Here is a 25,761-nt window from a genome sequence, read left to right on the forward strand (position 1 = left end):
CTAGCCGAAATTTTCGCAGCCTACCGGCTCGTAGAGCGGGTCAGGCGCGGGGCGAACAGCGGGAACACTCGGACGCGAAACTTCCAGGGCCAATGCCCGACCCTCGATGAAAGCCGACAGCAGTGCGAGCGCGAGAGGAGTAGCGCGCCTCGACCGCGGCGTCGAGCCAGTCCGGCAATTCGCGCTCGCGCGAGAGAGCGCAATGCCATTCACCCTCGTCATAGGCGATGCGGCGGACTTGCCAGAGCGGCAGCTCCAGCTCCATCAGTGCGCGGCATCGGCCCAGGCCTCTGCTTCGATCAGGCGCGTGACGCGCGCGGTGGGCTCGATCTGTCCGAGCGAAGGGAAGTGCCGACACGCCTTGTCGATGATCTCGAGCATCAACGGTTGCGTCATCACCTGCGCATTGCGCAAGCGGTTGCCAAGTGACGGTGGATCGTAGTGTCGGAGAGCGGCGGTGGTCATGTCAGGCCTCCTGGAGGTGGCGTCGGTCAGTCGGCGGGCCTCTCCAAGATGGCCAAAACGGCATTTGAAAACGAGATGGGGGCGGGGCGGGAGATATAGGGATTTCATAAGTGCGGGATGGGGGCGGTCGCGCGCCATTCTCCGCCTTCGCCGGGACGACGATGTGATGTGCCTCGCGAGCGTTGTCCGACCAGGCCAGCCTCGGCCTTTTATGAGATTCCTATAACTTCGCCACGGCCCTCGTCTCGAAAACCTATGCCTGGGGTGGCACTTCAGCACGGTCAAAGGTCCCGGTGGGCGCGGTGGAAATGCACTGGCATTTCCTTTCACGCGCCGACCGGGTCTCCCGAGAAACGGTTGCGTCCAAATCAATGGCGCAACGAGGAGTATCTCCATCATGGACATTCTGATGCTGGCGCTGGGCTTCGGCTTCTTCGCCCTTGCGATTGGCTACACCTACGCCTGCGAACGGCTTTGAAGGAGCGGCCATGATCTTCGATTATTCGCTCGCCGGCGCCGTTTCGCTCGGCCTCCTGTTCTACCTCACTTACGCGCTGCTGCGGCCCGAGCGGTTCTGACCGTGCTCACGAAGCCTGAAGGGTTGATATCATGACTATGATCGGTTGGCTCCAGATCATTCTCTTTTGCGTCATTACCGTCGCGCTCACAAAACCGCTCGGCTGGTACATGACGCGCGTGTTCAACGGCGAGCGGACCTTCCTGTCTCCGGTGCTGCGTCCGATCGAGGCCGGCATCTACCGGTTCTCCGGCGTCGACGAGAAGCGCGAGCAGCATTGGCTGACCTATACGGTCGCCATGCTGTTGTTCCATGTCGGCGGCTTCCTCATCATCTACGGCGTGATGCGGTTGCAGGCCGTCCTGCCGTTCAATCCGGCCGGCCAAAGCGCTGTCGCCGCGGATCTCTCCTTCAACACCGCGATCTCCTTCATCACCAACACCAACTGGCAGAATTACGGTGGAGAGAGCACGCTGTCCTATCTCGTGCAGATGCTCGGCTTGACGCACCAGAACTTCTTGTCGGCGGCAACCGGCATCGCGCTGGCGGTCGCCCTGATCCGCGGCTTCTCGCGCGCGTCGGCGCGCACCGTCGGAAATTTTTGGGTCGACGTCACCCGCTGCAGCCTCTATGTGCTGTTGCCAATCGGTATTGTCTATACGCTGTTCCTGGTCTGGCAGGGCATCCCGCAGACGCTCGGTGACTATGTCGAGGCCACCACGCTCGAGGGTGCCAAGCAAACCATCGCGGTCGGCCCGGTCGCCTCCCAGGTCGCGATCAAGATGCTCGGCACCAATGGCGGCGGCTTCTTCAACGCCAATGCGGCGCATCCGTTCGAAAATCCAACCGCGCTGTCGAACTTCGTGCAGATGCTGTCGATCTTCGTGCTAGGTGCGGCGCTGACCAACGTGTTCGGTCGCATGGTCGGCAACGAGCGCCAGGGCTGGTCGATCCTGTCCGTGATGGGCGTGCTGTTCGTCGCCGGTGTCGTCATCACCTATTGGGCGGAGGCCAACGGTACTTCGACCCTGCACGCGCTCGGCCTGACCGGCGGCAACATGGAAGGCAAGGAGGTTCGCTTCGGCATCATCGCGTCCTCCCTGTTCGCCGTGATCACGACGGCCGCCTCCTGTGGCGCGGTCAACGCCATGCATGACAGCTTCACGGCGCTCGGCGGCATGATTCCCCTGATCAATATGCAGCTCGGCGAAATCATCGTCGGCGGCGTCGGCGCCGGCCTTTATGGCATGCTGCTGTTCGTCGTGCTCGCGATCTTCGTGGCAGGCCTGATGGTCGGCCGCACGCCGGAGTATGTCGGCAAGAAGATCGAGGCGCGCGAAGTGAAGATGGCGATGCTCGCGATCCTGGTGCTGCCGCTGATGTATCTGGGATGGACCGCGGTCGGCGTGGTCTATCCGGCGGCGGTCGCCTCGATGGCGAATGCCGGGCCGCATGGCTTCACCGAGGTGCTCTATGCCTTCACCTCGGCGACCGGCAACAACGGCTCGGCATTCGCGGGCCTTACCGGCAACACCTTCTTCTACAATCTCACGCTCGCAAGCGCGATGTTCGTCGGCCGCTTCTTCATGATCATCCCGGCGATGGCGATCGCGGGTTCGCTGGCCGCCAAGAAATCGATCCCGCCGTCCGCGGGCACCCTCCCGACCACGGGCGGGCTGTTCGTCGGCCTCGTCGTCGGCGTGATCCTGATCATCGGCGGCCTCACCTTCTTCCCGGCCCTCGCCCTCGGCCCCATCGTCGAGCATCTCGCGATGAACGCCGGCCAGGTGTTCTGAACGACTAGTGTTCTGATCGACCGCCTTCTGATTGTTTGGAGGGACCTCCATGGATACCACGAAACTGCAAAAACGCGCGTCCGTCTCGGCGATGCTCGATCCCAAGATCGTCGTGCATGCGATCCGCGCGTCCTTCATCAAGCTCGATCCGCGCTTGATGATCAAGAATCCGGTGATGTTTGTGGTCGAGATCGTGGCCGCGCTCACCACTGTGATCTTCCTGCGCGATCTCCTCACCGCCGGTGAGAATCTCGGCTTCACCTTCCAGATCATCGTCTGGCTCTGGTTCACGGTGCTGTTTGCCAACTTCGCCGAAGCGGTGGCCGAAGGCCGCGGCAAGGCGCAGGCGGAATCGCTGCGCAAGACCCGCACCGAGAGCCAGGCCAAGCTACTGACCGGCTCTGACCGCACCTTCAAGTTGGTGCCCGGCACCAGCCTCAAGGTCGGCGACATCGTGCTGGTCGAGGCCGGCGATACCATTCCCTCCGATGGCGAGGTGATCGAGGGCGTCGCGTCCGTCAACGAGGCCGCCATCACCGGCGAGTCCGCACCCGTGATCCGCGAATCCGGTGGCGACCGTTCGGCGGTGACCGGCGGCACCCAGGTGCTGTCCGACTGGTTTCGCGTGCGGATCACGGCAGCGCAGGGCTCGACCTTCGTCGACCGTATGATCAAGCTGGTCGAGGGCGCCGAGCGGGCGAAGACTCCGAACGAGATCGCGCTCAACATCCTGCTGGCGGGCCTCACCATCATCTTCGTGTTCGCCACCGTCACCATCCCGAGCTACGCGGCCTATGCCGGCGGCTCGATCTCGGTGGTTGTGCTGGTCGCGCTGTTCGTGACGCTGATCCCGACCACGATCGGCGCACTGCTGTCGGCGATCGGCATCGCCGGCATGGACCGTCTGGTCCGCTTCAACGTGCTGGCGATGTCCGGCCGTGCGGTCGAGGCCGCCGGAGACGTCGACACGCTACTGCTCGACAAGACCGGAACGATCACGCTCGGCAACCGCCAGGCGACCTCCTTTCGCCCGGTGCGCGGGGTCACCGAGCAGGAGCTGGCGGACGCGGCCCAGCTCGCCTCGCTCGCCGACGAGACCCCGGAGGGCCGTTCGATCGTGGTGCTGGCCAAGGAAAAATACAGTATCCGTGGCCGCGACATGGCCGAGTTGGGAGCCACCTTCATCCCGTTCACGGCGCTGACCCGCATGAGCGGCGTCGACGCCGGCGGCTCGTCGGTGCGTAAGGGCGCGGTCGATGCGATCCTCAACTATGTCGGTGGCGGTAGACCGCTGGTGGTCGCCTCCGGCAACACGGCTCGTTCCATCCAGCCCGCCGGGCTCTCGGACATCGGCCGCGAGATTCAGACCATCGCCGACGACATATCGAAGGCCGGCGGCACGCCGCTGGCGGTCGCCCGGGACGGCAAGCTGCTCGGCATCATCCAGCTCAAGGACATCGTCAAGGGCGGTATCCGCGAGCGCTTTGCCGAGCTGCGACGCATGGGCATCCGCACCGTCATGATTACCGGCGACAATCCCATGACGGCGGCCGCGATTGCAGCGGAAGCCGGCGTCGACGACTTCCTGGCGCAGGCAACTCCCGAGGACAAGCTCAAGCTGATCCGCGACGAGCAGGCCAAGGGTAAGTTGGTGGCGATGTGCGGCGACGGCACCAACGATGCGCCGGCGCTCGCGCAGGCAGATGTCGGTGTCGCCATGAACACGGGCACCCAGGCGGCTCGCGAGGCCGGCAACATGGTCGACCTCGACTCCAATCCGACCAAGCTGATCGAGGTGGTCGAGATCGGCAAGCAGCTCCTGATGACGCGCGGCGCGCTGACTACATTCTCGATCGCCAACGACGTCGCGAAATATTTCGCGATAATCCCGGCGATGTTCCTGGCGTTCTACCCCCAGCTCAATGTGCTCAACATCATGAATCTGTCGAGCCCGCAGAGCGCCATCCTGTCGGCGATCATCTTCAACGCGCTTGTTATCATCGCGCTGATCCCGCTGGCGCTGAAGGGCGTCGCCTATCGCGCGGTCGGGGCCGGCGCACTGCTCCGGCGCAACCTGCTGATCTACGGCCTCGGCGGAATCGTCATTCCCTTCATCGGCATCAAGGCGATCGACCTCGTGGTGACCGCTTTGCATTTGGCCTAACCCCGTCATTGCGAGCGAAGCGAAGCAATCCAGAATTCTTGCCGCGGCTGAGAGACTGGATTGCTTCGTCGCTTCGCCCCTCGCAATGACGAAAGAAATAGGAGAAACACATGCTCAGAGAAATCCGCCCCGCCATCGTCCTGCTGCTGGTGCTCACCGCCATCACTGGCTTAGCCTATCCGCTCGCGATGACCGCTATTGCCGGCGCGATCTTCCCCGCGCAGGCGCAGGGCAGCCTGATCGAGCGCGACGGCAAGGTGGTCGGCTCCGCCCTGATCGGGCAGGAGTTCAAGGACGACAAATATTTCCACGGCCGTCCCTCGGCGACGGTGGCGCCGAATCCGAACGATTCGACCAAGACGGTACCGGCGCCCTACAACGCCGCGAATTCGGGTGGCTCAAATCTCGGCCCGACCAGCAAGGCGCTGGCCGACCGGCTGCAGGAAGACGTGGACAAGCTCAGGGGCGAGAATCCGAATGCCGCCGTGCCGGTCGACCTCGTGACGACCTCAGCCAGTGGCCTCGATCCGGATATCTCGCCGGAAGCGGCGCAATTCCAGGTGCCGCGCGTCGCGAAGGCGCGAAACGTGCCGGAGGATCAGGTCAAGCAACTGGTGGCTTCCAACACCCAGGGCCGCCTGCTCGGCCTGATCGGCGAGCCCCGGGTCAACGTGCTGACTCTGAATCTCGCGCTCGATCGTGCCACGAAGTAGTCTAGGCTGGGTCCGCGCGGATGATTATATTGATCTGATGGTCCGAGAGCGCCGCGATCCCGAACAACGTCCTTCGCCCGAGGCGCTGCTGGAGGCCGCGCGCCGGGAGGAGGGCGTGAGCGGCAAGCTGAAAATCTTCGTCGGCGCCGCTCCCGGCGTCGGCAAGACCTACGAGATGCTGCAAAGCGCCCACGCCAAGCGCAAGGCCGGCATCGACCTCGTGGTCGGCTTCGTCGAGACCCATGGCCGGGCCGAGACAGAGGCGCTGGTGCGTGGGCTGGAAGTGATCCCGCGCAAGAAGCTCGACTACCGCGGCCAGATTGTCGAAGAAATGGATCTCGACGCCGTGATCGCGCGCCGCCCGAAAATCGCGCTGGTCGACGAGCTCGCCCACACCAATGCTCCCCTTTGTCGCCATCCAAAACGCCATCTCGATGTCGAGGAGCTGCTGTCCCACGGCATCGACGTCTACACCGCCGTCAATATCCAGCACATCGAGAGCCTGAACGACGTTGTCGCGCAGATCACCCATGTGCGGGTGCGCGAGACCGTGCCGGATTCGGTGTTCGACCGCGCAGACGCCATCGAGCTGATCGACCTCACGCCCGACGACCTGATCCAGCGCCTGAAGGAAGGCAAGGTCTATGTCCCCAGGCAGGCCGAGCGGGCGCTGGAGCATTATTTCTCGCCGGGCAACCTGACCGCGCTGCGTGAACTCGCGCTGCGGCGCACGGCCGAACGGGTCGACGAGCAGCTACTCAGCCACATGCAGGCGAACGCGATCGCCGGTCCCTGGGCCGCAGGCGAGCGCATCCTCGTCTGCATCAGCGAAGATCCGCGCGCGGCCAGCCTCGTGCGTTACACCAAGCGGCTGGCCGATCGGCTGCACGCGCCGTTTATCGCGGTGTCGATCGAGACGCGGCGGTCCCTGCAAATGTCCGATGAGGAGCGCGACCGGCTCGCCGATACGCTGCGGCTCGCGGAATCGCTCGGCGGCGAGGCACTGACGATTCCGGGCGTCGGCCGCCGCCTCGCCGACGACGTGGTCAACTTCGCGCAGGGCAACAACGTCACCCAGATCGTGATCGGAAAGTCCACGCGCTCGCTCTGGTTCGAGATGACGCGCGGCTCCGTCGTGCGCGATCTGGTGCGCCGCGCCGGTAACATCAGCGTGCATGTCATCCCTGGCGACGAATTCACGAACGAGCCGCCGCCGAAGACGGCGGTACAGACCGCAACGCGATCGGACCCGTTCGATGGGCGGCCCTATCTGAAGGCGGTCGGGATCACCGCGCTTGGCCTCGCTGCCGCCGTGGCGATCAAGCCGTATTTCGGCATTGAGAACGTCGACCTGATGTTTCTGACCGCCGTGGTGACGGTTGCCGTGCGCTACGGATTGTGGCCGTCGTTGCTTGCGAGTGTCGCGGCGTCCCTCGCCTACAATTTCTTCTTCCTGCCGCCGGTCTATACCTTCACCATTGCCGATCCGACCAATGTCGCGGCGTTCTTTTTCTTCATGCTGATTGCGTTCGTGGTGTCGAATGTGGCGGGGCGGGTCCGCACCCAGGCTGATGCTGCGATCGGCCGCATCCGGACCACCGAGCAGCTCTATGCTTTCAGCCGCAAGCTCGCCGGCACCGGCACGCTCGACGACGTGCTGTGGGCGACCGCCTACCAGATCGCGCTGATGCTGAAAGTCCGCGTGGTGCTGCTGTTGCCGGACGAAGGGCTGCTCACGGTGCAGTCGGGCTATCCGCCCGAGGACGATCTCGATCAGGCCGACCTTGCGGCCGCCAACTGGGCCTGGAGCAATGACCGGCCTGCAGGCCGCGGCTCGGACACGCTGCCTGGTGCAAAACGGCTATTCCTGCCGATGCGCACCGGGCGCGGCCCGATCGGGGTCATCGGAATCGACAACGACCGCACCGGTCCCTTGCTGACGCCGGACCAGCGCCGGCTGCTCGACGCGCTGGTCGACCAGGGCGCGCTGGCGATCGAACGCGTGCTGCTGGTCGAGGACGTCGATCGCGTCAAGCGCTCCGTCGAATCCGAGCGGCTGCGTTCCGCATTGTTGACCTCGATTTCACACGACCTGAAGACGCCGCTCGCATCCGTGCTGGGTGCGGCCTCGACCATGCGCGATCTCGCCAGCGCGCTCTCCGACACCGAGAATCGCGACCTGCTCGCGACGGTCATCGACGAATCCGAACGGCTCAACCGCTTCATCGCCAATCTGCTCGACATGACCAAGCTCGAATCCGGCGCCATCGTGCCCAACGCTGCGTTGCACGATCTCGGAGAGATCGTCGGCAGCGCGCTCCGGCGGGCAGCCAAGATCCTCACCGCCCACAAGGTGGAGCTGGAGTTGGCCGCAGACCTTCCTATGCTCCAGCTCGATGCGGTGCTGTTCGAGCAGGTGCTGTTCAACCTGCTCGACAACGCCGCCAAATATTCGCAGCCCCACGCGACGGTCTCGATCCGCAGCCGGCGCGACAGCGATCATGTGGTGCTCCAGATTGCCGACGAGGGCGACGGCATTCCGTCTGAGGAGCTCGAGAGGGTGTTCGACAAGTTTTATCGCGTGCAGAAGGGCGACCATGTCCGTCCCGGCACCGGGCTCGGGCTCGCCATCTCCCGCGGCTTCGTCGAGGCGATGCGTGGCACGATCTCGGCGGCGAATCGCAGCGACCGGAGCGGCGCGGTTCTGACCATCCGTCTGCCCATTCCCGCCCGGACCCGTGCATTGGATACCGCCGCATGAGCGCCGCCCCGATCAAAGTGCTGGTCATCGACGACGAGCCGCCGATCCGCAAATTGCTGCGGATGGGGCTCTCGACGCAAGGCTATGAGATCCTGGAGGCGTCGAACGGCAAGACCGCGCTGGAGAAGCTCAGCGAGGATCCCGCGCTGATCATCCTCGATCTCGGCCTGCCCGACATCCAGGGCCATGAGCTGTTGCGTACCATCCGCGCCCGCAACGAAGCTGTGCCGATCGTGGTGCTGTCGAGCCGTGGCGATGAGGCCGGCAAGGTGCAGGCGCTGGATCTGGGTGCCGACGATTACCTGACGAAGCCGTTCGGCATGGACGAGCTGCTGGCGCGCCTGCGCGCCGCGCTGCGCCACCAGCTTCAGATCCAGGGCGAACGGCCGGTGTTTCGTGCCGGCGATCTCTCGGTCGATCTGGTGCGCCGGGTCGTCAGGGTCGGCGAGCGCGACGTCAAACTGTCGCCGAAGGAATATGACCTCCTGCGTGTGCTGGTGCAGCACGCCGGCAAGGTGCTCACCCACCGCTTCCTGCTGAGGGAGTTATGGGACGAGCTGACCGACGCGCAATATCTCCGCGTCTATGTCCGCCAGCTCCGGCAAAAGATCGAAGCGGATCCGGAACGGCCGCAACATGTGCTGACGGAGACGGGGATCGGCTATCGGCTGAAGGCGGGGGATTGACGCTGCATCCCTCATCCTGAGGAGCGCGGAACGCGCGTCTCGAAGGATGAAGGTCCCGACTGTTGCAGCGAGGCCTGCATGGTTCGAGACGGCGCTTCGCGCCTCCTCACCTTGAGGGAAGAGAGTGAGGTGCGCGGTGGAGAGCTAACCCGCCTTCCTCTGCCGCGCTGTCGACCGATGCGTCTTCTTCGCGGCGCCCGTTCGCCCCGACGCCCGGCGCGCATGGGACTTCGCCGCCGTCTTCTTCCCGCCGCGTCCCTTCAAGCTCTGCTTCAGCGCATCCATCAGGCTGACCACATTGCTCGGCTTCTCCTCGGGCTCCGGCAGTTCGATTGTCTTGCCGCTGGCCTTGCGCTTCACCAGGGCCTTCAGCGCGGTCTCGTAGTCGTCCTTGAACTTGCTGGGATCGAAATGGGAGGTCTTGGTCTGGAGGATATGGCCGGCGAGCTCAACCATGTCCTTGGTGATCTTCGGGCTCTTGATGTCGTCGAAGAACTGGTCCTCGTCGCGCAGTTCGTAGGGGAAGCGCAGCGTGGTGCCGAGCAGGCCCTTGCCGAGCGGCTCGATCGCGATGATGTGCTCGCGATTGGTGAGCACGATCTTGGCGAGCGCGACGCGATCCTGGTCCTTCATGGCGTCGCGGATCACGGCAAAAGCATCGACCGCGGCCTTGCCGTCGGGCGCGATGTAGTAGGGGTGGTTGAGATAGCGCTGGTCGATCTCGTCGCTCGGCACAAAGCTCTCGATGTCGATGGTGTGGTTGCTCTCGATCTGGACCGCTTCGAGCTCCTCCGGCTCGATCTCGACATATTTGCCCTTGCGCAGCTCGTAGCCGCGCCCCTTCTGGTCGCTCTCGACGACGTCGCCGGTCTCGGCGTCGATCATCTGCTGCTTCAACCGGTTGCCGGTCTCCCGGTTGATCATGTGAAACCGCGTCTTCTCGGCCGCGGTGGTCGCCGGATAAAGCACAACGGGGCAACTGACCAGCGAGAGCTTCAACGTTCCCTTCCAATAGGCGCGCGGTGCCATTCCGTTCTCCAGCGTCTGCGAGTCATTTTGGAACCCCAACCGTCCCGCGGGGTTTTGGTTCCGGGTGGGATGCGGGCCGTGATAGGCTTCACGCCAAAGAGAATCCGGGACCAGTCGTGCTGCAAAAGCTCTCCAAGTATCGACAGAAACGTGATTTCGAGAAGACGCCCGAGCCATCGGGCAAGACCGCGGTGGCGCCGTCGAAGCAGCGCCGCTTCGTGATTCAGAAGCATGACGCTTCGCGGCTGCACTACGATCTGCGGCTCGAGTTCGATGGCGTCTTCAAGTCCTGGGCGGTGACAAAAGGGCCCTCGCTCGATCCGCACGACAAGCGGCTGGCCGTCGAGGTCGAGGACCATCCGCTCGACTATGGCGACTTCGAAGGCACGATTCCGGAAGGCCAGTACGGCGGCGGCACGGTCATGCTGTGGGATCGCGGCACCTGGGAATCCGATGATCCCGAACGCGGTTTCAAGAAGGGCGATCTGAAGTTCACGCTGCACGGCGAGAAGCTGCACGGCAGCTGGGTCCTGGTGCGCATGCGCAACGACCGCACCGGCGGCAAACGGACCAATTGGCTCCTGATCAAGCATCGCGACGAATATGTTCGCGAGGGCGCAGACAACGACATTCTCGAGGAGGACAAATCGGTCGCCTCCGGCCGCGCGATGGATCAGATCGCCGAAGGCAAGGGCCGTGCGCCAAAACCGTTCATGCTGGCGAAGGGCACCAAGGCCAAGGCCGACGCGGTCTGGCAGTCCAACCGGGCGGACGAGGCGAAAGAGCGCACGGTCAAGCCGGCGCCCCGCGCGGCGTTGAAAACCGGCAAAACAGTCAAGAAGAAAGCGACGACCGCGACGACCGCGAACAAGGCGGCGGAGATGCCGGATTTCGTGGCGCCGCAGCTCTGTACGTCGGTCGAGCGCCCGCCGGGCGGCGACGGCTGGTGCCACGAGATCAAGTTCGACGGCTACCGCGTGCAGCTGCGGGTCGAGGGCGGCAAGGCGACGTTGAAGACGCGCAAAGGCCTCGACTGGACCGAAAAATTCGCAACTATCGCGAAGGAGGCGGGCGCGCTGCCGGATATGATGGTCGACGGCGAGATCGTCGCGCTCGACCACAATGGAGCACCCAATTTTTCGTCGCTCCAGGCGGCGCTGTCGGACGGCAAGACCGAGGAGCTCATCTTCTTTGCGTTCGACCTGCTGTTTGCGGAAGGCCTCGATTATCGCCGGCTGCCGCTCGGCGAGCGCAAGGCGCGGTTGAAGGAGCTGCTGGAAGCGCGTAAGCGCAAATCGAGCCAGATTCGCTATGTCGAGCATTTCGAAAGCGGCGGCGACGCCGTGCTGCAATCCGCCTGCAAGCTCGAGCTCGAGGGCGTGGTGTCGAAGAAGCTGGACGCGCCCTATCGTTCGGGGCGGACAGAAAGCTGGACCAAAGCAAAATGCCGCGCCGGCCATGAGGTCGTGATCGGCGGTTACAAGACCACCAATGGCAAATTCCGTTCGCTGATGGCCGGCGTGCACCGCGGTGATCATCTCGCCTTCGTCGGCATGGTCGGCACCGGCTTCGGCGCGGACAAGGTCAAGCGCATCATGCCGTCCTTGAAGGCTATGGAGGCGAAGCAAAGCCCCTTCGGCGGCAAGAACGCACCGAAAAAGACGCGCGAGGTGCACTGGCTGAAGCCGGAGCTCGTGGCGGAGATCGAGTTCGCCGGCTTCACTGCCGACGGCAATATCCGCCAGGCCGCCTTCAAGGGTCTGCGGCAGGACAAGCCGGCGGAGGAGGTCGAGGCCGAGACACCGGTCGATACCGAGCTTGCCGAGCCCTCGACGAAGCAGCGCGCGAAGCCGCGCGCGCAAGCGAAGACCGGTGCACGAACAGCGCAAGCCGGCACTGCCGAAGTGATGGGTGTCGTGCTCTCGAAGCCGGACAAGGCGCTGTGGCCGGACGACGGCAATGGCGATCCCGTTACCAAGCTGGATCTCGCGCGCTACCTCGAAGCCGTCGGCGAATGGATGATCGTGCATCTCAAGGGCCGGCCGTGCTCGCTGATCCGCGCCCCTGACGGCATCAAGGGCGAATGCTTCTTCCAGCGCCACGCCATGCAGGGCACCTCGAACCTTCTGGAGCTCGCGCGGGTCTCCGGCGACCGCAAGCCCTATTTGCAGATCGACCGCATCGAAGGGCTCGCGGCCGTGGCGCAGATCGGCGGCGTCGAGCTGCATCCCTGGAATTGCGCGCCCTACGCCTACGATACCCCGGGCCGGCTGGTGTTCGATCTCGATCCCGCGCCCGACGTCGTCTTCGCCGAGGTCGTTGAGGCCGCCAAGGAGATGCGGCAGCGGCTGACCGACATCGGCATGGAAAGCTTCTGCAAGACCACCGGCGGCAAAGGTCTGCACGTCGTGGTCCCGCTGCGTCACGGCGCGCGCGACCAGGTGAGCTGGAAGGAGGCCAAGGCCTTCGCGCAAGGCGTCTGCCAGTGGATGGCGGACGACGCTCCCGAGCGCTATCTGCTCAACATGTCGAAGAAGCTGCGCAACGGAAAGATCTTCCTGGACTATCTGCGCAACGATCGGATGTCGACGGCGGTGGCGCCGCTGTCGCCGCGTGCGCGAGATGGTGCGACTGTGTCGATGCCGGTCACGTGGGCGCAGGTGAAGAGCGACCTCGATCCGAAGCGGTACACGGTGCGGACGGTGCCCGGCTTGCTGGCGCGATCGAAGGCGTGGGATGGTTATGACGATGCAGCCGCGTCGATCAAGGCGGCGATCAAGAAGCTCGCCGGGAAAACGAAGTAGGGTGGGTAAAGTGAAGCGTGCCCACCATCTTCTCTCAGCCGAGCAAAAAGGTGGGCACGGCGCATTGCGCCTTTGCCCACCCTACTAGATCTTCGTTTGGTGGCTAGATCCGTCCCAGCAGGAGCAGGATCAGCAGGATCACGATGAGGAGCCCGAGACCGCCGCCGCCGTAATAGCCGGTGCCGTAGAACGGGCCGCCGCCGATGCCGCTGAAGCCGCCGAGCAGCGCGATGACCAAAATGATCAGAATGATCGTACCGATAGACATGCGGAAATCTCCTCCAGCCCTTCGTTAGAAGGGTCGTTTGCAACCTGTCCCGTGGTGCGAGGGCAACTTGCCGCAGGTTCTAAAGTTCCGCCAATGAAACACCGGGTGCACGCGCAACTTGCATGGAACCTTTGTGGTACCGCCGGGCATGACTATGTGAGGTTCAATCACTAACCGGGCAGAGCCATGTCAGCACCGCTTGTCGTCTCCATTCCCCACCGCTTGGGCCGCGAGGAGGCGGTGCGCCGGCTCAAGACTGGGCTAGGCCGCGCTGCGGCGAGCATTCCCGTGATGCAGGTCGAGGAGGAGAGCTGGAGCGGCGACAGCATGAATTTCCGCATCCGCGCGCTCGGGCAGATCGCGACGGGGCAGGTCGACGTCGCCGACGACAATGTCAAGGTGCAGGTGGTGCTGCCTTGGCTGTTGCAGCGTTTTGCGGAGATGGCGCAGGCCACGATCCGCAAGCGCGGCCAGCTGCTGTTGGGCAAAGACACGAAAAGTTAGCGCTCAAGCGCGGGCGCGCTGCCGCACCGGCTTCGCCGCACCCGCGGGGCGCGCCGGGATCACCGAAGCTGGAAAACCGCGAAGCGCCTGCGCGAGCGGCAGATCGTTGCCGGCGAAGCCCGGCACGTTATAGCCCGTAACGTCGATGGTGGCGTCGGCCCCATCGAGCGCCGGCCATTCGCGTCCTGCTTGCGTGAAGGGTGCGAACTGGCGCCCGACCGCGACGATCGCCGCAGCCCGGCCGTGGCGGCGGGCAAACGCTACGACATGGTCGGCATGTGCGCCCCGCACCTGAAGCGGCTGGTAGTCACCTCGCGCGAAGACGTCGGGCAGCTCGTTGCGCAGCTTGAGTAGGTGCCGCGTCCAGGCCAGCTTGAGCTGACCGTCCGGCCAGCTCTTGATTAGGTGATTCCAATCCGGATTCTCCAGCCTGCCCAGCGCCGCATGTCGCGCGGAAAAATCCACCGGGCGGCGGTTGTCGGGATCGACCAGCGACAGGTCCCAGAATTCGGTGCCTTGGTAGAAGTCGGGTACGCCCGGCAATGTCGCCTTGAGCGTGAGCTGGCTCAGCGCGTTCAGCGCGCCGAGCAGCGCGACGCGGCGAGCCAGCGTGTTCAGCGCCTCCAGGAATTCGCCTGATTGCGCGGGATCGAGGATCTTCGCAATGAAGCTCTTGACGCCGTTCTCATAGGCCTCGTGCGGGTTGAGCCAGCTGGTCTCCTCCTTGCCCTCGCGCGCGGCCTTGAGCGCGTAGGCCTGGATACGCGCGACGAAACCGGCATCGGCCGGCTCCTGGAGGGAGCAGGCGCCGAGCAGCGTCTGGTAGAGCATGTATTCGAACGTTGCCGACGGAGCGCGCAGATTGCCGTCGAGCGCGAGGTGCGGCGCGTTCAGGACTTTCCAGCGTGCCACGGCGCTGGTCCATTCGCCGGGAATTTCACTTAAGGCAGCAATCCGCGCGCGGGCGTCCTCGCCACGTTTGGTGTCGTGCGTGGCGGTCGCCGTCATCCCTTGCGGCCATTCCCTGGCGCGGGCCTGCATGGTCTCGTGGAAAGCGGGAATGGTGAGGCCCTTGCTCGCGGGATCGCCGCCGACTTCGTTCAGGGCGAGCAGCCGGTGAAATTGATAGAAAGCAGTGTCCTCCAACGACTTCGCCATCATCGGCCCGGTGAATTGCTGCACCTTCAGCGCAAAGCGGCGCACCCGCGGGGCGCTGTGCGGGGGACGACCGGGCTTGAGCAGGTCCATGGTGAGGGCGTCGCGCAGGAAGTCGAAAATGCCTTCGTCCGCGGCGAACCATTCCCGGCGAGCGTGCTCGATGGTGTTGTCGATCAGCTTACGATCGTTCGCCGTTGGCGCGCTTGTCGTCAAATAGGTGCGGTACACCGGGAAATGCAGCACATAGAGCTCGAGCGCCTGCCGCAGGCTGTCAGCGGAAAAGTCGCGGGTCGAGTAGTGCCCGTTGGCGATGCGCGCAAGCAGGCGCGTCAGAACCGTGAATTCGCTGGTCAGCAGCGTCTCCAGCACGCGCCGTTTGGCGTCCTTGACGTAAGGCGCGAGCCGCGGCGGCCGGTTGCTGATCTGCCGCCAAGTCTCGTCCATGGCCTCCAGCCCCTTGGCGTCGACCAGAACGTGAGTGATGGCGTTCATCCACTCATAGCCGGTGGTGCCCTGGACGCCGGCGAAATGCGGCAGGCGCTCGTGCTCGCACAGGATTTTCTCGATCACCGTATAGAACGGCTTTGTGGTGCCCTGAGCGTCGCGCACCAGCCGGCGCAGCCGCTGGCAATATTGCGCGGGATCGCGCAGGCCGTCGATATGATCGAGCCGGATGCCTTGCAGTTTGCCGTCGGCAATGAGTTGCTTCACCAGCCGGTGCGTGGCGGCGAACGTGCCGGGATCCTCGACGCGCATGCCGGCGAGCCCGTTGACGTCGAAGAAACGTCGATAGTTGATGTCGCTGGAGGCAAGCCGCCAGTGCCCCAGCTTGTAGTGCTGGCGCTCCAGCAAATGATGCAGCGCCAGCGTCTGCGCGGGACGGTCCTTGGCCGCGCGATAGGCGCCGAGGCCGCGCCCGATGATATCGGCGCTGCCTGCGATCTCCCTGAGCTCCGCCTTGAAGCCGGGTGCTTCCTTGCGGTTGGGGCGGCGCAGTCCCGTGTAGCGCGCCGCGAGCGACAGCAGGCGCTTGCCCGTCTCGGTCTCGGCGGCGTCGGCGTCCTTCACGATCATCCGCAGCACCTCGCCATAGCGCTCCGGCGCGATCGGCAATCGATGTTCGAAATACCAGGCGGAAAAACTACCTTCGTTGGGATCGTAGCGCAGCTCGATATCGCCGCTCTCGAGCGCTTCGCCATAGGACGCTCCGAGGATCGGCAGCAGCACGCCGCCGCGGGCGCGGAAGGCCAGTTGATCCCAGTCGATATCGAAGGAGACGGCGTGCGGCGAGGCCTGGCCCCATTCCAGCACGTCTAGCCACCAAGGATTGTCGGCGAAGTGCACGCCGACATGGTTCGGTACGAAGTCGATGATGAGGCCGAGGTCGTGTCGCGTCAGCGCCTCGCTCAGCCGCGCGAAGCCGGCCTCGCCGCCGAGCTCCGGATTGAACTGGCTGTGGTCGACGGTGTCATAGCCGTGCGTCGAGCCCTTGCGGGCCTTCATCACCGGCGAGGTGTAGAGATGCGTGATTCCCAGCGCCTTCAGGTAGGGCACCACCGCGGCGGCCTTGTCGAAGTCGAAATCCGCGGTGAGCTGAAGCCGGTAGGTTGCGAGAGGAATGGCTGGAGCCATCTCAACCTCCGAGGCGCCAGACCACCGACCAGCGCGCAAGCCGGTCGCCGGCCGCGCCGCCCCAGATCAGGGTCCCCACACCGCCGTCGGAACACGCGATGTCCTTGTCGGAGAGATTGGCCACGAGGCGCAACGTCGCGCCATCTCCCATGTGCCAATGTGCGGTGAGCAGGCCGCTATCGGCCACGGCGGCATCACCGAAGCGCGCACCTTTCAGTCGTGGCGCGATCTCCTTGTGGCGGAGTGCGAGCAGCTCCCGCACCAGCGCGAGACGCGCATCCTGCTCCGGCGTGTGGTCGGTCCAGTCGAGCACGGCCGATTGCAGTGTTGCCGGATCGAGCGGGTCGGGGACCTCGTCGCCGTACTTTTCATAGGCCCAGGCGTATTCCTGCCTGCGCCCCTTGCGGACGGCATCAGCCAGTCCGCCCTGGAAGTCGCAGAAGAACGGGAAGGGCGCGATGGAGCCCCACTCCTCGCCCTGGAACAGCATCGGCACCATCGGTGCGAGCAGGGTCACCGCGAGTGCGGCTTCGATCTGCTCGGGCGATGCCAGGCTTTCGAGCCGGTCGCCAAGCGGCCGGTTGCCGATCTGGTCGTGGTTCTGCAGGAAGTTGACGAAGGTTGCCGGCGGCAGCTCGCCGCTGTTCTCGCCCCGCGGCTTCTTGCCCCAGAATTCCGAGATCTCGCCCTGATAGACGAAGCCGGAGGCGAGCGCGCGTGCGAGATCGAGCCGCGGCGTTTGATAGTCCGCATAATAGCCGGCGAGTTCGCCCGTCAGCATCACGTGCCAGACGTGGTGGTAGTCGTCGTTCCACTGGCCGCGATATTTGCCGTTCGGAGGCTCCTGCGCCGCGTCGAGCAGGCTCGCGCGGTTGTCGCCGTTCTCCAGCACGAGATGGATATGGCGCTCCGTCGCCTTGGCAAGCTCGCCCGCGGCGACGCTAAGGTCTTGCAGCATCGATTGCTCGCCGGGGATCGCCATGATGTGATTGGCGGCATCGAGCCTCAGGCCGTCGAAGCGATAGTCGCTGAGCCACGACAGCGCGTTCTCGACGGCAAAAGCGCGAACCTGCGGCACGCGATAATCGATCGCACTGCCCCATGGCGTGTGCGCGTCGGTGAAGAAGGCCGGCGCGTAGCGGCCGAGGTAATTTCCCTCGGGGCCGAAATGATTGTAGACGACGTCGAGGAACACCATCAGCCCGCGCAGATGGGCTTCGTCGATCAGCGTCTTCAATTCATCGGGATGACCATAGGCGCTGTCGGGCGCGTACCACAGCACGCCATCATAACCCCAGCCGCGGCGACCGGCGAAGTCAGCCAGCGGCATCAGTTCGATCGCGGTGATGCCGGTCGCGACGAGATGATCGAGCTTGTCGATCATCGCACGATAGGTGCCTTCCGCAGTGAAGGTGCCGACATGCGTCTCGATCAGCACCGTCTCTTCCCAGGGGCGGCCGCGCCAATCGGATGCGCGCCAGTCGAAGGCGTCATGATCGATCACCTCGCTCGGGCCGAACACGTCGTCGGGTTGGAATGCAGACGCCGGATCGGGCACGTCGATCTCGTCATCGATCCTGAATTTGTAGTTGCTGCCGACGGGCAGATTGGCAATCTCGGCGACATACCAGCCATCCTGCCGGCGCTGCATCGCGTGTCGTCTGTCGAGCAGGAGATCGACACGGCGCGCGGCAGGCGCCCACAGCCGGAACGATACGCCGTCCCTCGTCGGCCTCGCCCCGAAGGATGGCCTCATAGCGCCCCCGCGAAAGCGAGCACGGAGCGCGGCGGCGCCTTGCTGTCGCTCCCGGGCTGGAAGTCGATCGTATTCAGCTTGGCGTCGGTCGTGTTCAGGATCTGCTGCCAGCTCTTGTATTCAGTCATTTTTGGCAATTTGAATGCGATCTCTTCGGGGGCTGCGTTGAGTACGATAAAGATCGCGGCGCTGCCCGGTTCCATCGGCCCCATCACATAGGAGAGGAACCGCCCTTCCGGGAATTTCCAGTCGCTTTCCGTCATTTCGTCGCCGGCCGGCGTCAGCCACAGCGCGCCATAGGAGATGCCGTCCTTGGGGCGGCCGTCGAGCCAGCGATGGCTGCGAAGCTGCGAGAACCGGCGGCGGATATCGGCGAGTTCGGCGACAAAACCGACCATGTCGTCGCCGTCCTTGCCGAGATTGTCCCAGCCGACCCAGCCCACCTCGTTGTCCTGGCAATAGGCGTTGTTGTTGCCTGATTGCGAATTCCCGACCTCGTCGCCTGCGAGGATCAGCGGAATGCCCTGCGCCAGCATGAGGCAGGCCAGTACGTTCTTGCGAAGCTGCCGGCGCAAGCTGACGATTTGGGGATCGTCGGTCGGACCCTCGACACCGCAATTGTTGCTGTGGTTGTCGTTGGAGCCGTCGCGATTGTCCTCGCCATTGGCCTCGTTATGCTTCTCGTTGTAGCTGAAGAGATCGGCCAGGGTGAAGCCGTCATGCACGGTGATGTGGTTGATGCTGGCGCGCGGCCGCCGTCCGTCGTGGTTGAACAGGTCGGAGGACGCCGTCATGCGGCTGGAGATATCGCCGATCAGGCTGCCTTCGCCGCTCCAGTAGCGGCGCATGGCGCTGCGGTAACGGTCGTTCCACTCCGACCATTGCGAGGGAAATGCGCCCACCTGATAGCCGCCAAGGCCGAGATCCCAGGGTTCGGCGACGAGCTTGACGCTCGCCAGCACCGGGTCCTGGCGGATCGCGGTCAGGAACGAGCTGCCTCGATCATAACCGTTCGGTCCGCGGGCCAGCGTGGTGGCGAGGTCGAAACGGAAGCCGTCGACGTGGCAGACCTCGACCCAGTAGCGCAGTGAATCCATCACCATCTGCAGCACGCGCGGGTGGGTGAGGTTCACCGACGAGCCGCAGCCGGTAAAATCGTCGTAGTAGCGCGGGTTTTCGCGGTTCAGCCAGTAATAGGAGGCGTTGTCGATGCCGCGATAGCACAGCGTAGGACCGAGATGATTGCCCTCGGCGGTGTGATTGTAGACGACGTCGAGCATCACCTCGATGCCGGCATCGTGCAGACGTGCGATCGTGGTGCGGAAGGAATCGAGAGCGTTGTCCTGGGCGTAGCGCTGCTCGGGCGCGAAGAAGGACAGGGTGTTATAGCCCCAGTAGTTGACGAGCTTCTTCTCCACCAAGATGCGGTCGTCGACGAAGCTGTGCACCGGCAGAAGCTGTACCGTGGTGACGCCGAGCTTCTTCAGGTGCTCGATCATCGCGGGCGAGGACAGGCCGCCATAGGTGCCGCGCAAATTCGGCGGCACGTCGTCGCGCTTCTGTGTCAGTCCCTTGACGTGGGCCTCGTAGATGATGGTATCTTCCCAGGGAATGTTGGGCCGGATCTCGCGGCGGCCCCAGTTGAAGGTCTCGTCGACGACGACGGCCTTCGGCATGCCGCGCGCGTTGTCGCGCCGGTCGAACGACAGGTCTTCGCGCGGGCTTCCGGTGCGATAGGCGAAATGCGCGTCACTCCAGACCAGCCGCCCGGAAAGCCGCTTGGCATAGGGGTCTAGCACGAGCTTGTTGGCATTGAAGCGGTGGCCGTGCTCCGGCTCGTAGGGGCCATGCACGCGGTAGCCGTAGAGCTGGCCGGGCGAGACGTCGTTGAGATAGGCGTGCCAGACATCCTCGGTGCGCTCCGGCAGCTCGACGCGCTCGAGTTCGCGGCGGCCCTGCATGTCGAACAGGCACAGCTCGACCTTCTGCGCGTTGGCGGAGAACAGCGCGAAATTGGTGCCGCGTCCGTCCCAGCTTGCGCCGAGGCGTGCGGGCGATCCAGCAGTCAGGCGCATCGTTCAGCTTTCCGGAACGAGGAAGATCGCGGCGAGCGGCGGAATGGTGAGGCGGAGCTCGCCATTGACGGCGTGGACTTCGCCGATGTTGCCGACATTGCTGCCGCCGTAATGGGCGGAGTCCGAGTTGAACACTTCCTTCCACTTGCCACCGAACGGCGCGCGAACGCGGTAATTGCGATAGACATTGGGTGAGAAGTTGACGATCACCATGCACCGGGCGTGCTCGTCAAATCCCTTGCGCAGCCAGGCGAACACGTTGCGGTTGGCGTCGTCGGTGATCAGCCATTCGAAGCCGGCCTGCTCGCAGTCCATCTGGTGCAGGGCGGGCACCGCGCGATAGAGCCGGTTGAGATCGCGGATCAACGCCTGGATGCCTGAATGGGGCTTGTACTCGAGCAAGTGCCAGTCGAGCGATTGGTCGTGATTCCATTCTCGGCTTTGCGCGATCTCGGCGCCCATGAACAGCAGCTTCTTGCCGGGATGGCCGAACATGAAGCTGTAATAGGCGCGCAAATTCGCGAAGCGCTGCCATTCGTCGCCGGGCATGCGCCCGAGGATAGAGCGCTTGCCGTGCACGACTTCGTCGTGCGACAGCGGCAGGACGAAGTTCTCCGAGAAGGCGTAGTGCAGGCCGAACAGGATGTCGCCGTGATGATGCTTGCGGTGGATCGGGTCCTTGCTGATGTAGTTCAGCGTGTCGTGCATCCAGCCCATATTCCACTTGTAGCCGAAGCCGAGCCCTCCGAATTCGACCGGGCGCGAGACCTGCGGCCAGGCGGTGGACTCTTCGGCGGCCGTGGTCGCCTGCGGGAAACGCGCGAACAGCTCGGTGTTGAAGCGGCGCAGGAACGCGATCGCCTCGATGTTCTCCCGGCCGCCATGCTGGTTCGGAATCCACGCGCCGGGCGGACGGCTGTAGTCGAGGTAGAGCATGGACGCGACGGCATCGACGCGCAGTCCGTCGATCGCGTAGCGCTCGAGCCAGAACAGCGCGTTCGAGACCAGGAAGTTCGTCACTTCGGTGCGGCCGTAATTGTAGATCAGCGTGCCCCAATCGAGATGCCGGCCCTGGAGCGGATTGGCGTGCTCGTACAGCGCTGTGCCGTCGAAGCTGCCGAGCCCGTGCGGATCGTCCGGGAAGTGGCCGGGCACCCAGTCGAGCAGCACGCCGACGCCCTCGCGGTGGCAGGCATCGACCAGCGCGGCAAAATCCTCCGGCGTGCCGAAGCGGCTGGTCGGCGCATACAGCCCCGTCGGCTGATAGCCCCACGAGCCGTCGAAAGGATGCTCGCTGACGGGGAGGAATTCGAGATGGGTGAAGCCCATGTCGCGGGCGTAGGCCGGCAGCTGCTCGGCCAGCTCGCGATAGGTCAGCCATTCATTGCCGTTCTTGCGCCGCCATGAGCCGAGATGGACCTCGTAGATCGACATCGGCGCGGACAACGCGTTGATGCCGTCGGGCGCCGGTCGCGGCCGGGGCAGATGTGCTTCGTCGAACACGATAGAAGCGGTCTTCGGGCGCACCTCGCTTGCAAAAGCCATCGGATCGGACTTCAGCGGAAGCAGATGGCCATGCGGTCCGATAATTTCGAACTTGTAGTGGTCGCCGGCCTTGGCGTGCGGGATGAACAATTCCCAATAACCCGCGCCGCGCACCCGCATCGGATGGCGCCGTCCGTCCCAAAAATTGAAATCGCCGACCACGGAGACGCGCCGGGCGTTGGGCGCCAGCACCACGAAGCCGATGCCATCGATGCCTTCGAGCCGCATCGGATGCGCGCCGAGCTTGTCGTAAAGGCGCTGGTGGGTGCCTTCGCCAAGCAGATAGATGTCGAAATCGGTCAGGATCGGCGGAAAGCGATAGGTGTCCTCGAATTCGATGACGTTGTCGCCGAACTTCGCGCGGAGCTGGTAGTGCTTCGCGCCGTTCGGCAGAGCTCCGATGAACAGGCCGGCATCATGGACGCGATCGAGCTTCGCCACCTCGCCGTGCTCGCCCACCGCCTCGACGTTGGAAGCATCGGGAAGAAACGCGCGCACCACGCTCTTGTCGCCCTCGGGATGCAGCCCGAGATAGTGGAACGGATCGGAGTGACGACCCTCGATGATCGCATAGGCCTCGGCAGGGAGTTTAGGCATGGGCTTCGCTCTCGATACTGGACAGAATGCGAAGCAGTCCGGACAGCGGCGCATGGAGCCCCTCAGGCCGGTGGGACAGCTCGTACTCTACTTCCTCGAACGCTTGATCAAGCAGGAAAAACCTTAACAGGCCAGCCGCAGATTGCGGATCTTCCGGCCACAGCCGCCGATCGGTCATGGCTTCGCGGTAGGCGGTGAGGAACGTCGCGGTGGTGCGCTCGCGCCATTCGTCGAGCGCAGCCGTGAGACGGCCCTGTTCGTCGGAGGCGCCCGTGAGCGCGCGGTGAAGCGCCGCGTTAACCGAAAGATCAATCGAGCGGATCAGGCCGGCAACGTCACGCGCCGCAGGCAGCTTGCGCCGCTTGTCGGCCAGCGGCAAACGCGGATCTCCGTCGAAGTCGATGATGAAGATATCGTCCTTCACGATCAGAGTTTGCCCGAGGCGGAAATCGCCATGATGACGGATGTTCAACCCGCCGAGCTCGGAAGGTAAGAGCGCGTTGAGCCGGCCGGACAGGGTCGCGCGCTCCGCGGCGAGCTGATTGATCAGCGGTCGGTCCACCTCCCGCAGGCGGTCGGTGCTGGCGGCCAGCCGCTCGAAAACCCGCTCGGCCCGTGTCTCGAGCTCGGATGACCAGCGCTTGACGTGTGCGGAGCCAATGGGCTCCGGCGCGAGATCTCCGGGCTTTGCAGCGGCCAGAGCCACATGCAGCTCGGCGAGCCGTCGGCCGATCTGCGCAATGAAGTGCAGATAGGGCGCTTGCTCCTGGGTCTCGCGGGGCATCTCGCCCGGTGGCAGCACCCGTTGCTCGTCGATATAGCGGTCGAGATAGCCCGCGGTGACGCCCCAGCCGTCGCCCTGATTCTCGACATAGGCGTGCAGCACGCCGACTGCGCTGCGACGGTCGTCTTCGACCAGCTCGACGCTGCCGAGCAGTGCCGGCGTATTGGCAAAGCGGGCGATCTCGGTGAGGTAGGAGCCGATCTCGATCTCGGGATTGATGCCGGCTTCGAGCTGGCGATAGATCTTGGCGACATACTGGTTGTCGACCAGCGCGGTGCTGTTCGACTGCTCGATCGTGCGGATGCGTTCGGGCTCCTTGATGGTGTACTCGGCAAACCGGCTGGTCGCCTTGAACTCCAGCCGCAGATTGTTTTCTTCCACCACCAGATTCTGCGACAGATTGCGCAGGAACAGGCCGATGAAGATCTGCTCGGTTGCCACGTCCAGCAGCGTGCCTTCGCGGGCCCCCTGACGCACGGCGGCGAGCGCCCTGGGATTGAAACGTTCGCGGTCGAAGCGCACCCATTCGATCTGCATCGGCAGCACGTAGCGCGTGGTGACGTCGCCCTGCGCGGCCTCGAAGAATGCGATCCAGGGCCTGTTGTCGCCGATGTCGCAGAACGGTACTGCCGAGGTCAGCGTCGGCTTGATGTGCTTGGGATTGTGCTCCGGATACCAGCGCGTGCGCGACAGGAATCCCGGCAGCACCTCGTGCTCGAACACGCCGCGCTCGCGCGCCAGCGACACCCAGGTCGAGTTCACCGGCACCACCAGCGTCTCGAATTCGGGCACTGCGCGCGGCGTCACCGGCTCGGACTTGTCGCGCTCGGTGAGCTGGAACCAGTAGAAGCCATAGGGCCCCAGCGTGACCATGTAGGGCAGTTCGCCGATCGCCGGAAAACGCGTGCGGCCGAGCATCTCCTGCGGGATGCGGTCCTTCCAGGGCGACAGATCGAGCTCGGTCGCCTGGGCCGCGCGCGACAGATTGGCGACGCAGAGGATCACCTCGTCGCGGTACTGCCGGACATAGGCCAGCACGGCGCGGTTGGCCGGGCGGATGAAGGTCATGGTGCCGCGGCCGAAGGCGAGCGTCGATTTGCGCACCGAGATCAGACGCTTGGTCGCGCTGAGCAGCGAGGACAGGCTGCGCGACTGCGCCTCCACGTTCACCGATTCATAGCCGTAGACCGGATCCATGATCAGCGGCGCGTAGAGGCGGGCCGGGTCGCAGCGCGAGAAGCCGCCGTTGCGGTCCGGGCTCCACTGCATCGGCGTGCGCACGCCGTTGCGGTCGCCGAGATAGATGTTGTCGCCCATCCCGATCTCGTCGCCGTAGTAGATGATCGGCGTGCCGGGGAAGGACAGCAGCAGCGAGTTCATCAGCTCGATCTTGCGCCGGTCGTTGTCCATCAGCGGCGCGAGGCGCCGGCGGATGCCGACATTGATGCGGGCGCGCGGATCGTTGGCGTAGGTGGTCCACAGATAGTCGCGCTCGACGTCGGTCACCATCTCCAGCGTCAGCTCGTCATGGTTGCGCAGGAACAGCGCCCATTGGCAGCTCGCCGGAATATCCGGCGTCTGGCGCAGGATGTCGGTGATCGGGAAACGGTCCTCCTGGGCGATCGCCATGTAGATGCGCGGCATCAGCGGGAAGTGGTAGGCCATGTGGCACTCGTCGCCGCGGCCGAAATATTCCTGCACGTCCTCCGGCCATTGATTGGCCTCGGCCAGCAGCAGCTTGCCCTTGGAGTAGGAATCCAGCTCGTGGCGGAGCCGCTTGATGATGGCATGCGTCTCGGGGAGGTTCTCGTTCGAGGTGCCTTCGCGCTCGCAGAGATAGGGAATGGCGTCCAGACGGAAGCCGTCGACGCCGGCATCCAGCCAGCGCTTCATCACCTGGATCAGCGCGCTGACGACGCGCGGATTGTCGAAATTGAGGTCCGGCTGGTGCGAGAAGAAGCGGTGCCAATAAAACGCCCCGGCCTCGTGATCCCAGGTCCAGTTCGACTTCTCCGTGTCGGTGAAGATGATGCGGGTGCCCTGGTATTTCTGGTCGGTGTCGCTCCAGACATACCAGTTGCGGGCGCTCGAGCCTGCCGGGCTGCGGCGAGCACGCTTGAACCAATTGTGCTGGTCCGAGGTGTGGTTGACGACGAGCTCGGTGATGACGCGCAAGCCTCGCTTCTGCGCCTCCTGGATGAAGCGCTTGAAATCCTTCATCGTCCCGAAATCGGGATTGACGGAACCGTAGTCGGCGATGTCGTAGCCGTCGTCGCGGCCGGGCGAGGGATAGAACGGCAGCAGCCAGAGCGCGGTGACGCCGAGCTCCTGGAGATAGGGCAGCTTCTCGGTCAGCCCGGCGAAGTCGCCGATGCCGTCATTGTTGCTATCGGCAAACGCCTTGACGTGAAGCTGATAGATAATGGCGTCCTTGTACCAGAGCTCGTCCACGATCTCGGCAGCCTCGGCTTTCTTGGTGTCGACGGAAGACAATACGTTCATGGCGT

At 64.4% G+C, this 25,761-nt stretch carries 15 protein-coding genes and 1 pseudogene; 8 read left to right on the plus strand and 8 right to left on the minus strand.

From position 1 onward, the window contains the following. A pseudogene (locus IVB07_RS08860) lies at nucleotides 1-465 on the minus strand (hypothetical protein). Nucleotides 466-953: 488 nt separating this feature from the next. On the opposite strand from IVB07_RS08860, the gene IVB07_RS08865 reads away from it, so the two are divergent. From IVB07_RS08865 to IVB07_RS08890, 6 genes are all read left to right on the plus strand, one after another. After that, nucleotides 954-1,043 carry a K(+)-transporting ATPase subunit F gene (locus tag IVB07_RS08865; RefSeq protein ID WP_018454042.1) on the plus strand — a complete coding sequence of 30 codons (90 nt, stop codon included), beginning with the start codon at nucleotides 954-956 and terminating at the stop codon, nucleotides 1,041-1,043. 31 nt (nucleotides 1,044-1,074) lie between these two features. Beyond that, nucleotides 1,075-2,778: a potassium-transporting ATPase subunit KdpA gene (gene kdpA, locus IVB07_RS08870; RefSeq protein ID WP_026232658.1), complete on the plus strand. Its 1,704-nt coding sequence runs from the start codon at nucleotides 1,075-1,077 to the stop codon at nucleotides 2,776-2,778. A 49-nt stretch (nucleotides 2,779-2,827) separates the two neighbouring features. Beyond that, nucleotides 2,828-4,942 carry a potassium-transporting ATPase subunit KdpB gene (gene kdpB, locus IVB07_RS08875; protein WP_247767614.1) on the plus strand — a complete coding sequence of 705 codons (2,115 nt, stop codon included), beginning with the start codon at nucleotides 2,828-2,830 and terminating at the stop codon, nucleotides 4,940-4,942. Nucleotides 4,943-5,052: 110 nt separating this feature from the next. Next, nucleotides 5,053-5,655: a K(+)-transporting ATPase subunit C gene (locus IVB07_RS08880; protein WP_018454045.1), complete on the plus strand. Its 603-nt coding sequence runs from the start codon at nucleotides 5,053-5,055 to the stop codon at nucleotides 5,653-5,655. A 37-nt stretch (nucleotides 5,656-5,692) separates the two neighbouring features. Continuing rightward, complete coding sequence (locus IVB07_RS08885) at nucleotides 5,693-8,416, plus strand: sensor histidine kinase KdpD (RefSeq protein ID WP_247767615.1); 2,724 nt, start codon at nucleotides 5,693-5,695, stop codon at nucleotides 8,414-8,416. After that, nucleotides 8,413-9,102, plus strand: a complete 690-nt coding sequence (locus IVB07_RS08890) for a response regulator transcription factor (protein ID WP_018454047.1) — start codon at nucleotides 8,413-8,415, stop codon at nucleotides 9,100-9,102. The genes IVB07_RS08885 and IVB07_RS08890 overlap by 4 nt, the downstream gene beginning before the upstream one ends. A gap of 144 nt (nucleotides 9,103-9,246) precedes the next feature. Here IVB07_RS08890 and IVB07_RS08895 read toward each other — a convergent pair whose 3' ends face one another. Continuing rightward, on the minus strand, nucleotides 9,247-10,131 hold the full coding sequence (locus IVB07_RS08895; protein ID WP_018454048.1) for a Ku protein: 885 nt from the start codon (nucleotides 10,129-10,131) through the stop codon (nucleotides 9,247-9,249). A 116-nt stretch (nucleotides 10,132-10,247) separates the two neighbouring features. Between IVB07_RS08895 and ligD the strand changes: the two genes are divergently transcribed. Then, a complete protein-coding gene (gene ligD / locus IVB07_RS08900) occupies nucleotides 10,248-12,935 on the plus strand; it encodes a DNA ligase D (RefSeq protein ID WP_018454049.1) in 2,688 nt (895 codons plus the stop codon). 103 nt (nucleotides 12,936-13,038) lie between these two features. Here the strand turns inward: ligD and IVB07_RS08905 are convergent, their stop codons facing one another. After that, nucleotides 13,039-13,203 (minus strand): DUF3309 family protein, encoded by a 165-nt coding sequence (locus IVB07_RS08905; RefSeq protein ID WP_018454050.1) that lies wholly within the window; start codon nucleotides 13,201-13,203, stop codon nucleotides 13,039-13,041. Nucleotides 13,204-13,389: 186 nt separating this feature from the next. Here IVB07_RS08905 and IVB07_RS08910 point away from each other — a divergent pair, with 186 nt between their 5' ends. Then, nucleotides 13,390-13,707 carry a polyhydroxyalkanoic acid system family protein gene (locus IVB07_RS08910; protein WP_026232659.1) on the plus strand — a complete coding sequence of 106 codons (318 nt, stop codon included), beginning with the start codon at nucleotides 13,390-13,392 and terminating at the stop codon, nucleotides 13,705-13,707. A gap of 3 nt (nucleotides 13,708-13,710) precedes the next feature. Here the strand turns inward: IVB07_RS08910 and treY are convergent, their stop codons facing one another. Genes treY through treS form a run of 5 tightly spaced genes read right to left on the minus strand, consistent with a single transcriptional unit; the run spans nucleotide 13,711 to nucleotide 25,756 of the window. Further along, complete coding sequence (gene treY / locus IVB07_RS08915; protein ID WP_018454052.1) at nucleotides 13,711-16,497, minus strand: malto-oligosyltrehalose synthase; 2,787 nt, start codon at nucleotides 16,495-16,497, stop codon at nucleotides 13,711-13,713. A gap of 1 nt (nucleotide 16,498) precedes the next feature. After that, the gene (gene treZ / locus IVB07_RS08920; protein WP_247767616.1) at nucleotides 16,499-18,253 is read right to left on the minus strand and encodes a malto-oligosyltrehalose trehalohydrolase; all 1,755 of its coding nucleotides are present in this window, start codon (nucleotides 18,251-18,253) and stop codon (nucleotides 16,499-16,501) included. Beyond that, on the minus strand, nucleotides 18,250-20,328 hold the full coding sequence (gene glgX, locus IVB07_RS08925; protein WP_247767617.1) for a glycogen debranching protein GlgX: 2,079 nt from the start codon (nucleotides 20,326-20,328) through the stop codon (nucleotides 18,250-18,252). The genes treZ and glgX overlap by 4 nt, the downstream gene beginning before the upstream one ends. A gap of 3 nt (nucleotides 20,329-20,331) precedes the next feature. Further along, nucleotides 20,332-22,470 (minus strand): 1,4-alpha-glucan branching protein GlgB, encoded by a 2,139-nt coding sequence (gene glgB, locus IVB07_RS08930; RefSeq protein WP_247767618.1) that lies wholly within the window; start codon nucleotides 22,468-22,470, stop codon nucleotides 20,332-20,334. Beyond that, the gene (gene treS, locus IVB07_RS08935; RefSeq protein ID WP_018454056.1) at nucleotides 22,463-25,756 is read right to left on the minus strand and encodes a maltose alpha-D-glucosyltransferase; all 3,294 of its coding nucleotides are present in this window, start codon (nucleotides 25,754-25,756) and stop codon (nucleotides 22,463-22,465) included. The genes glgB and treS overlap by 8 nt, the downstream gene beginning before the upstream one ends. Nucleotides 25,757-25,761 lie beyond the last annotated feature (5 nt).

The sequence above is a fragment of the Bradyrhizobium sp. 172 genome (genome assembly GCF_023101065.1).
Lineage (GTDB): Bacteria > Pseudomonadota > Alphaproteobacteria > Rhizobiales > Xanthobacteraceae > Bradyrhizobium > Bradyrhizobium canariense_D.

What these genes read in the sequence shown, in the direction of transcription:
- IVB07_RS08865 (WP_018454042.1), top strand. Translation starts at nt 954, where the DNA reads ATGATCTTCGATTATTCGCTCGCCGGCGCCGTTTCGCTCGGCCTCCTG.
- kdpA (WP_026232658.1), top strand. Translation starts at nt 1,075, where the DNA reads ATGACTATGATCGGTTGGCTCCAGATCATTCTCTTTTGCGTCATTACC.
- kdpB (WP_247767614.1), top strand. Translation starts at nt 2,828, where the DNA reads ATGGATACCACGAAACTGCAAAAACGCGCGTCCGTCTCGGCGATGCTC.
- IVB07_RS08880 (WP_018454045.1), top strand. Translation starts at nt 5,053, where the DNA reads ATGCTCAGAGAAATCCGCCCCGCCATCGTCCTGCTGCTGGTGCTCACC.
- IVB07_RS08885 (WP_247767615.1), top strand. Translation starts at nt 5,693, where the DNA reads ATGGTCCGAGAGCGCCGCGATCCCGAACAACGTCCTTCGCCCGAGGCG.
- IVB07_RS08890 (WP_018454047.1), top strand. Translation starts at nt 8,413, where the DNA reads ATGAGCGCCGCCCCGATCAAAGTGCTGGTCATCGACGACGAGCCGCCG.
- IVB07_RS08895 (WP_018454048.1), bottom strand. Translation starts at nt 10,131, where the DNA reads ATGGCACCGCGCGCCTATTGGAAGGGAACGTTGAAGCTCTCGCTGGTC.
- IVB07_RS08905 (WP_018454050.1), bottom strand. Translation starts at nt 13,203, where the DNA reads ATGTCTATCGGTACGATCATTCTGATCATTTTGGTCATCGCGCTGCTC.
- IVB07_RS08910 (WP_026232659.1), top strand. Translation starts at nt 13,390, where the DNA reads ATGTCAGCACCGCTTGTCGTCTCCATTCCCCACCGCTTGGGCCGCGAG.
- treY (WP_018454052.1), bottom strand. Translation starts at nt 16,497, where the DNA reads ATGGCTCCAGCCATTCCTCTCGCAACCTACCGGCTTCAGCTCACCGCG.
- treZ (WP_247767616.1), bottom strand. Translation starts at nt 18,253, where the DNA reads ATGAGGCCATCCTTCGGGGCGAGGCCGACGAGGGACGGCGTATCGTTC.
- glgX (WP_247767617.1), bottom strand. Translation starts at nt 20,328, where the DNA reads ATGCGCCTGACTGCTGGATCGCCCGCACGCCTCGGCGCAAGCTGGGAC.
- glgB (WP_247767618.1), bottom strand. Translation starts at nt 22,470, where the DNA reads ATGCCTAAACTCCCTGCCGAGGCCTATGCGATCATCGAGGGTCGTCAC.
- treS (WP_018454056.1), bottom strand. Translation starts at nt 25,756, where the DNA reads ATGAACGTATTGTCTTCCGTCGACACCAAGAAAGCCGAGGCTGCCGAG.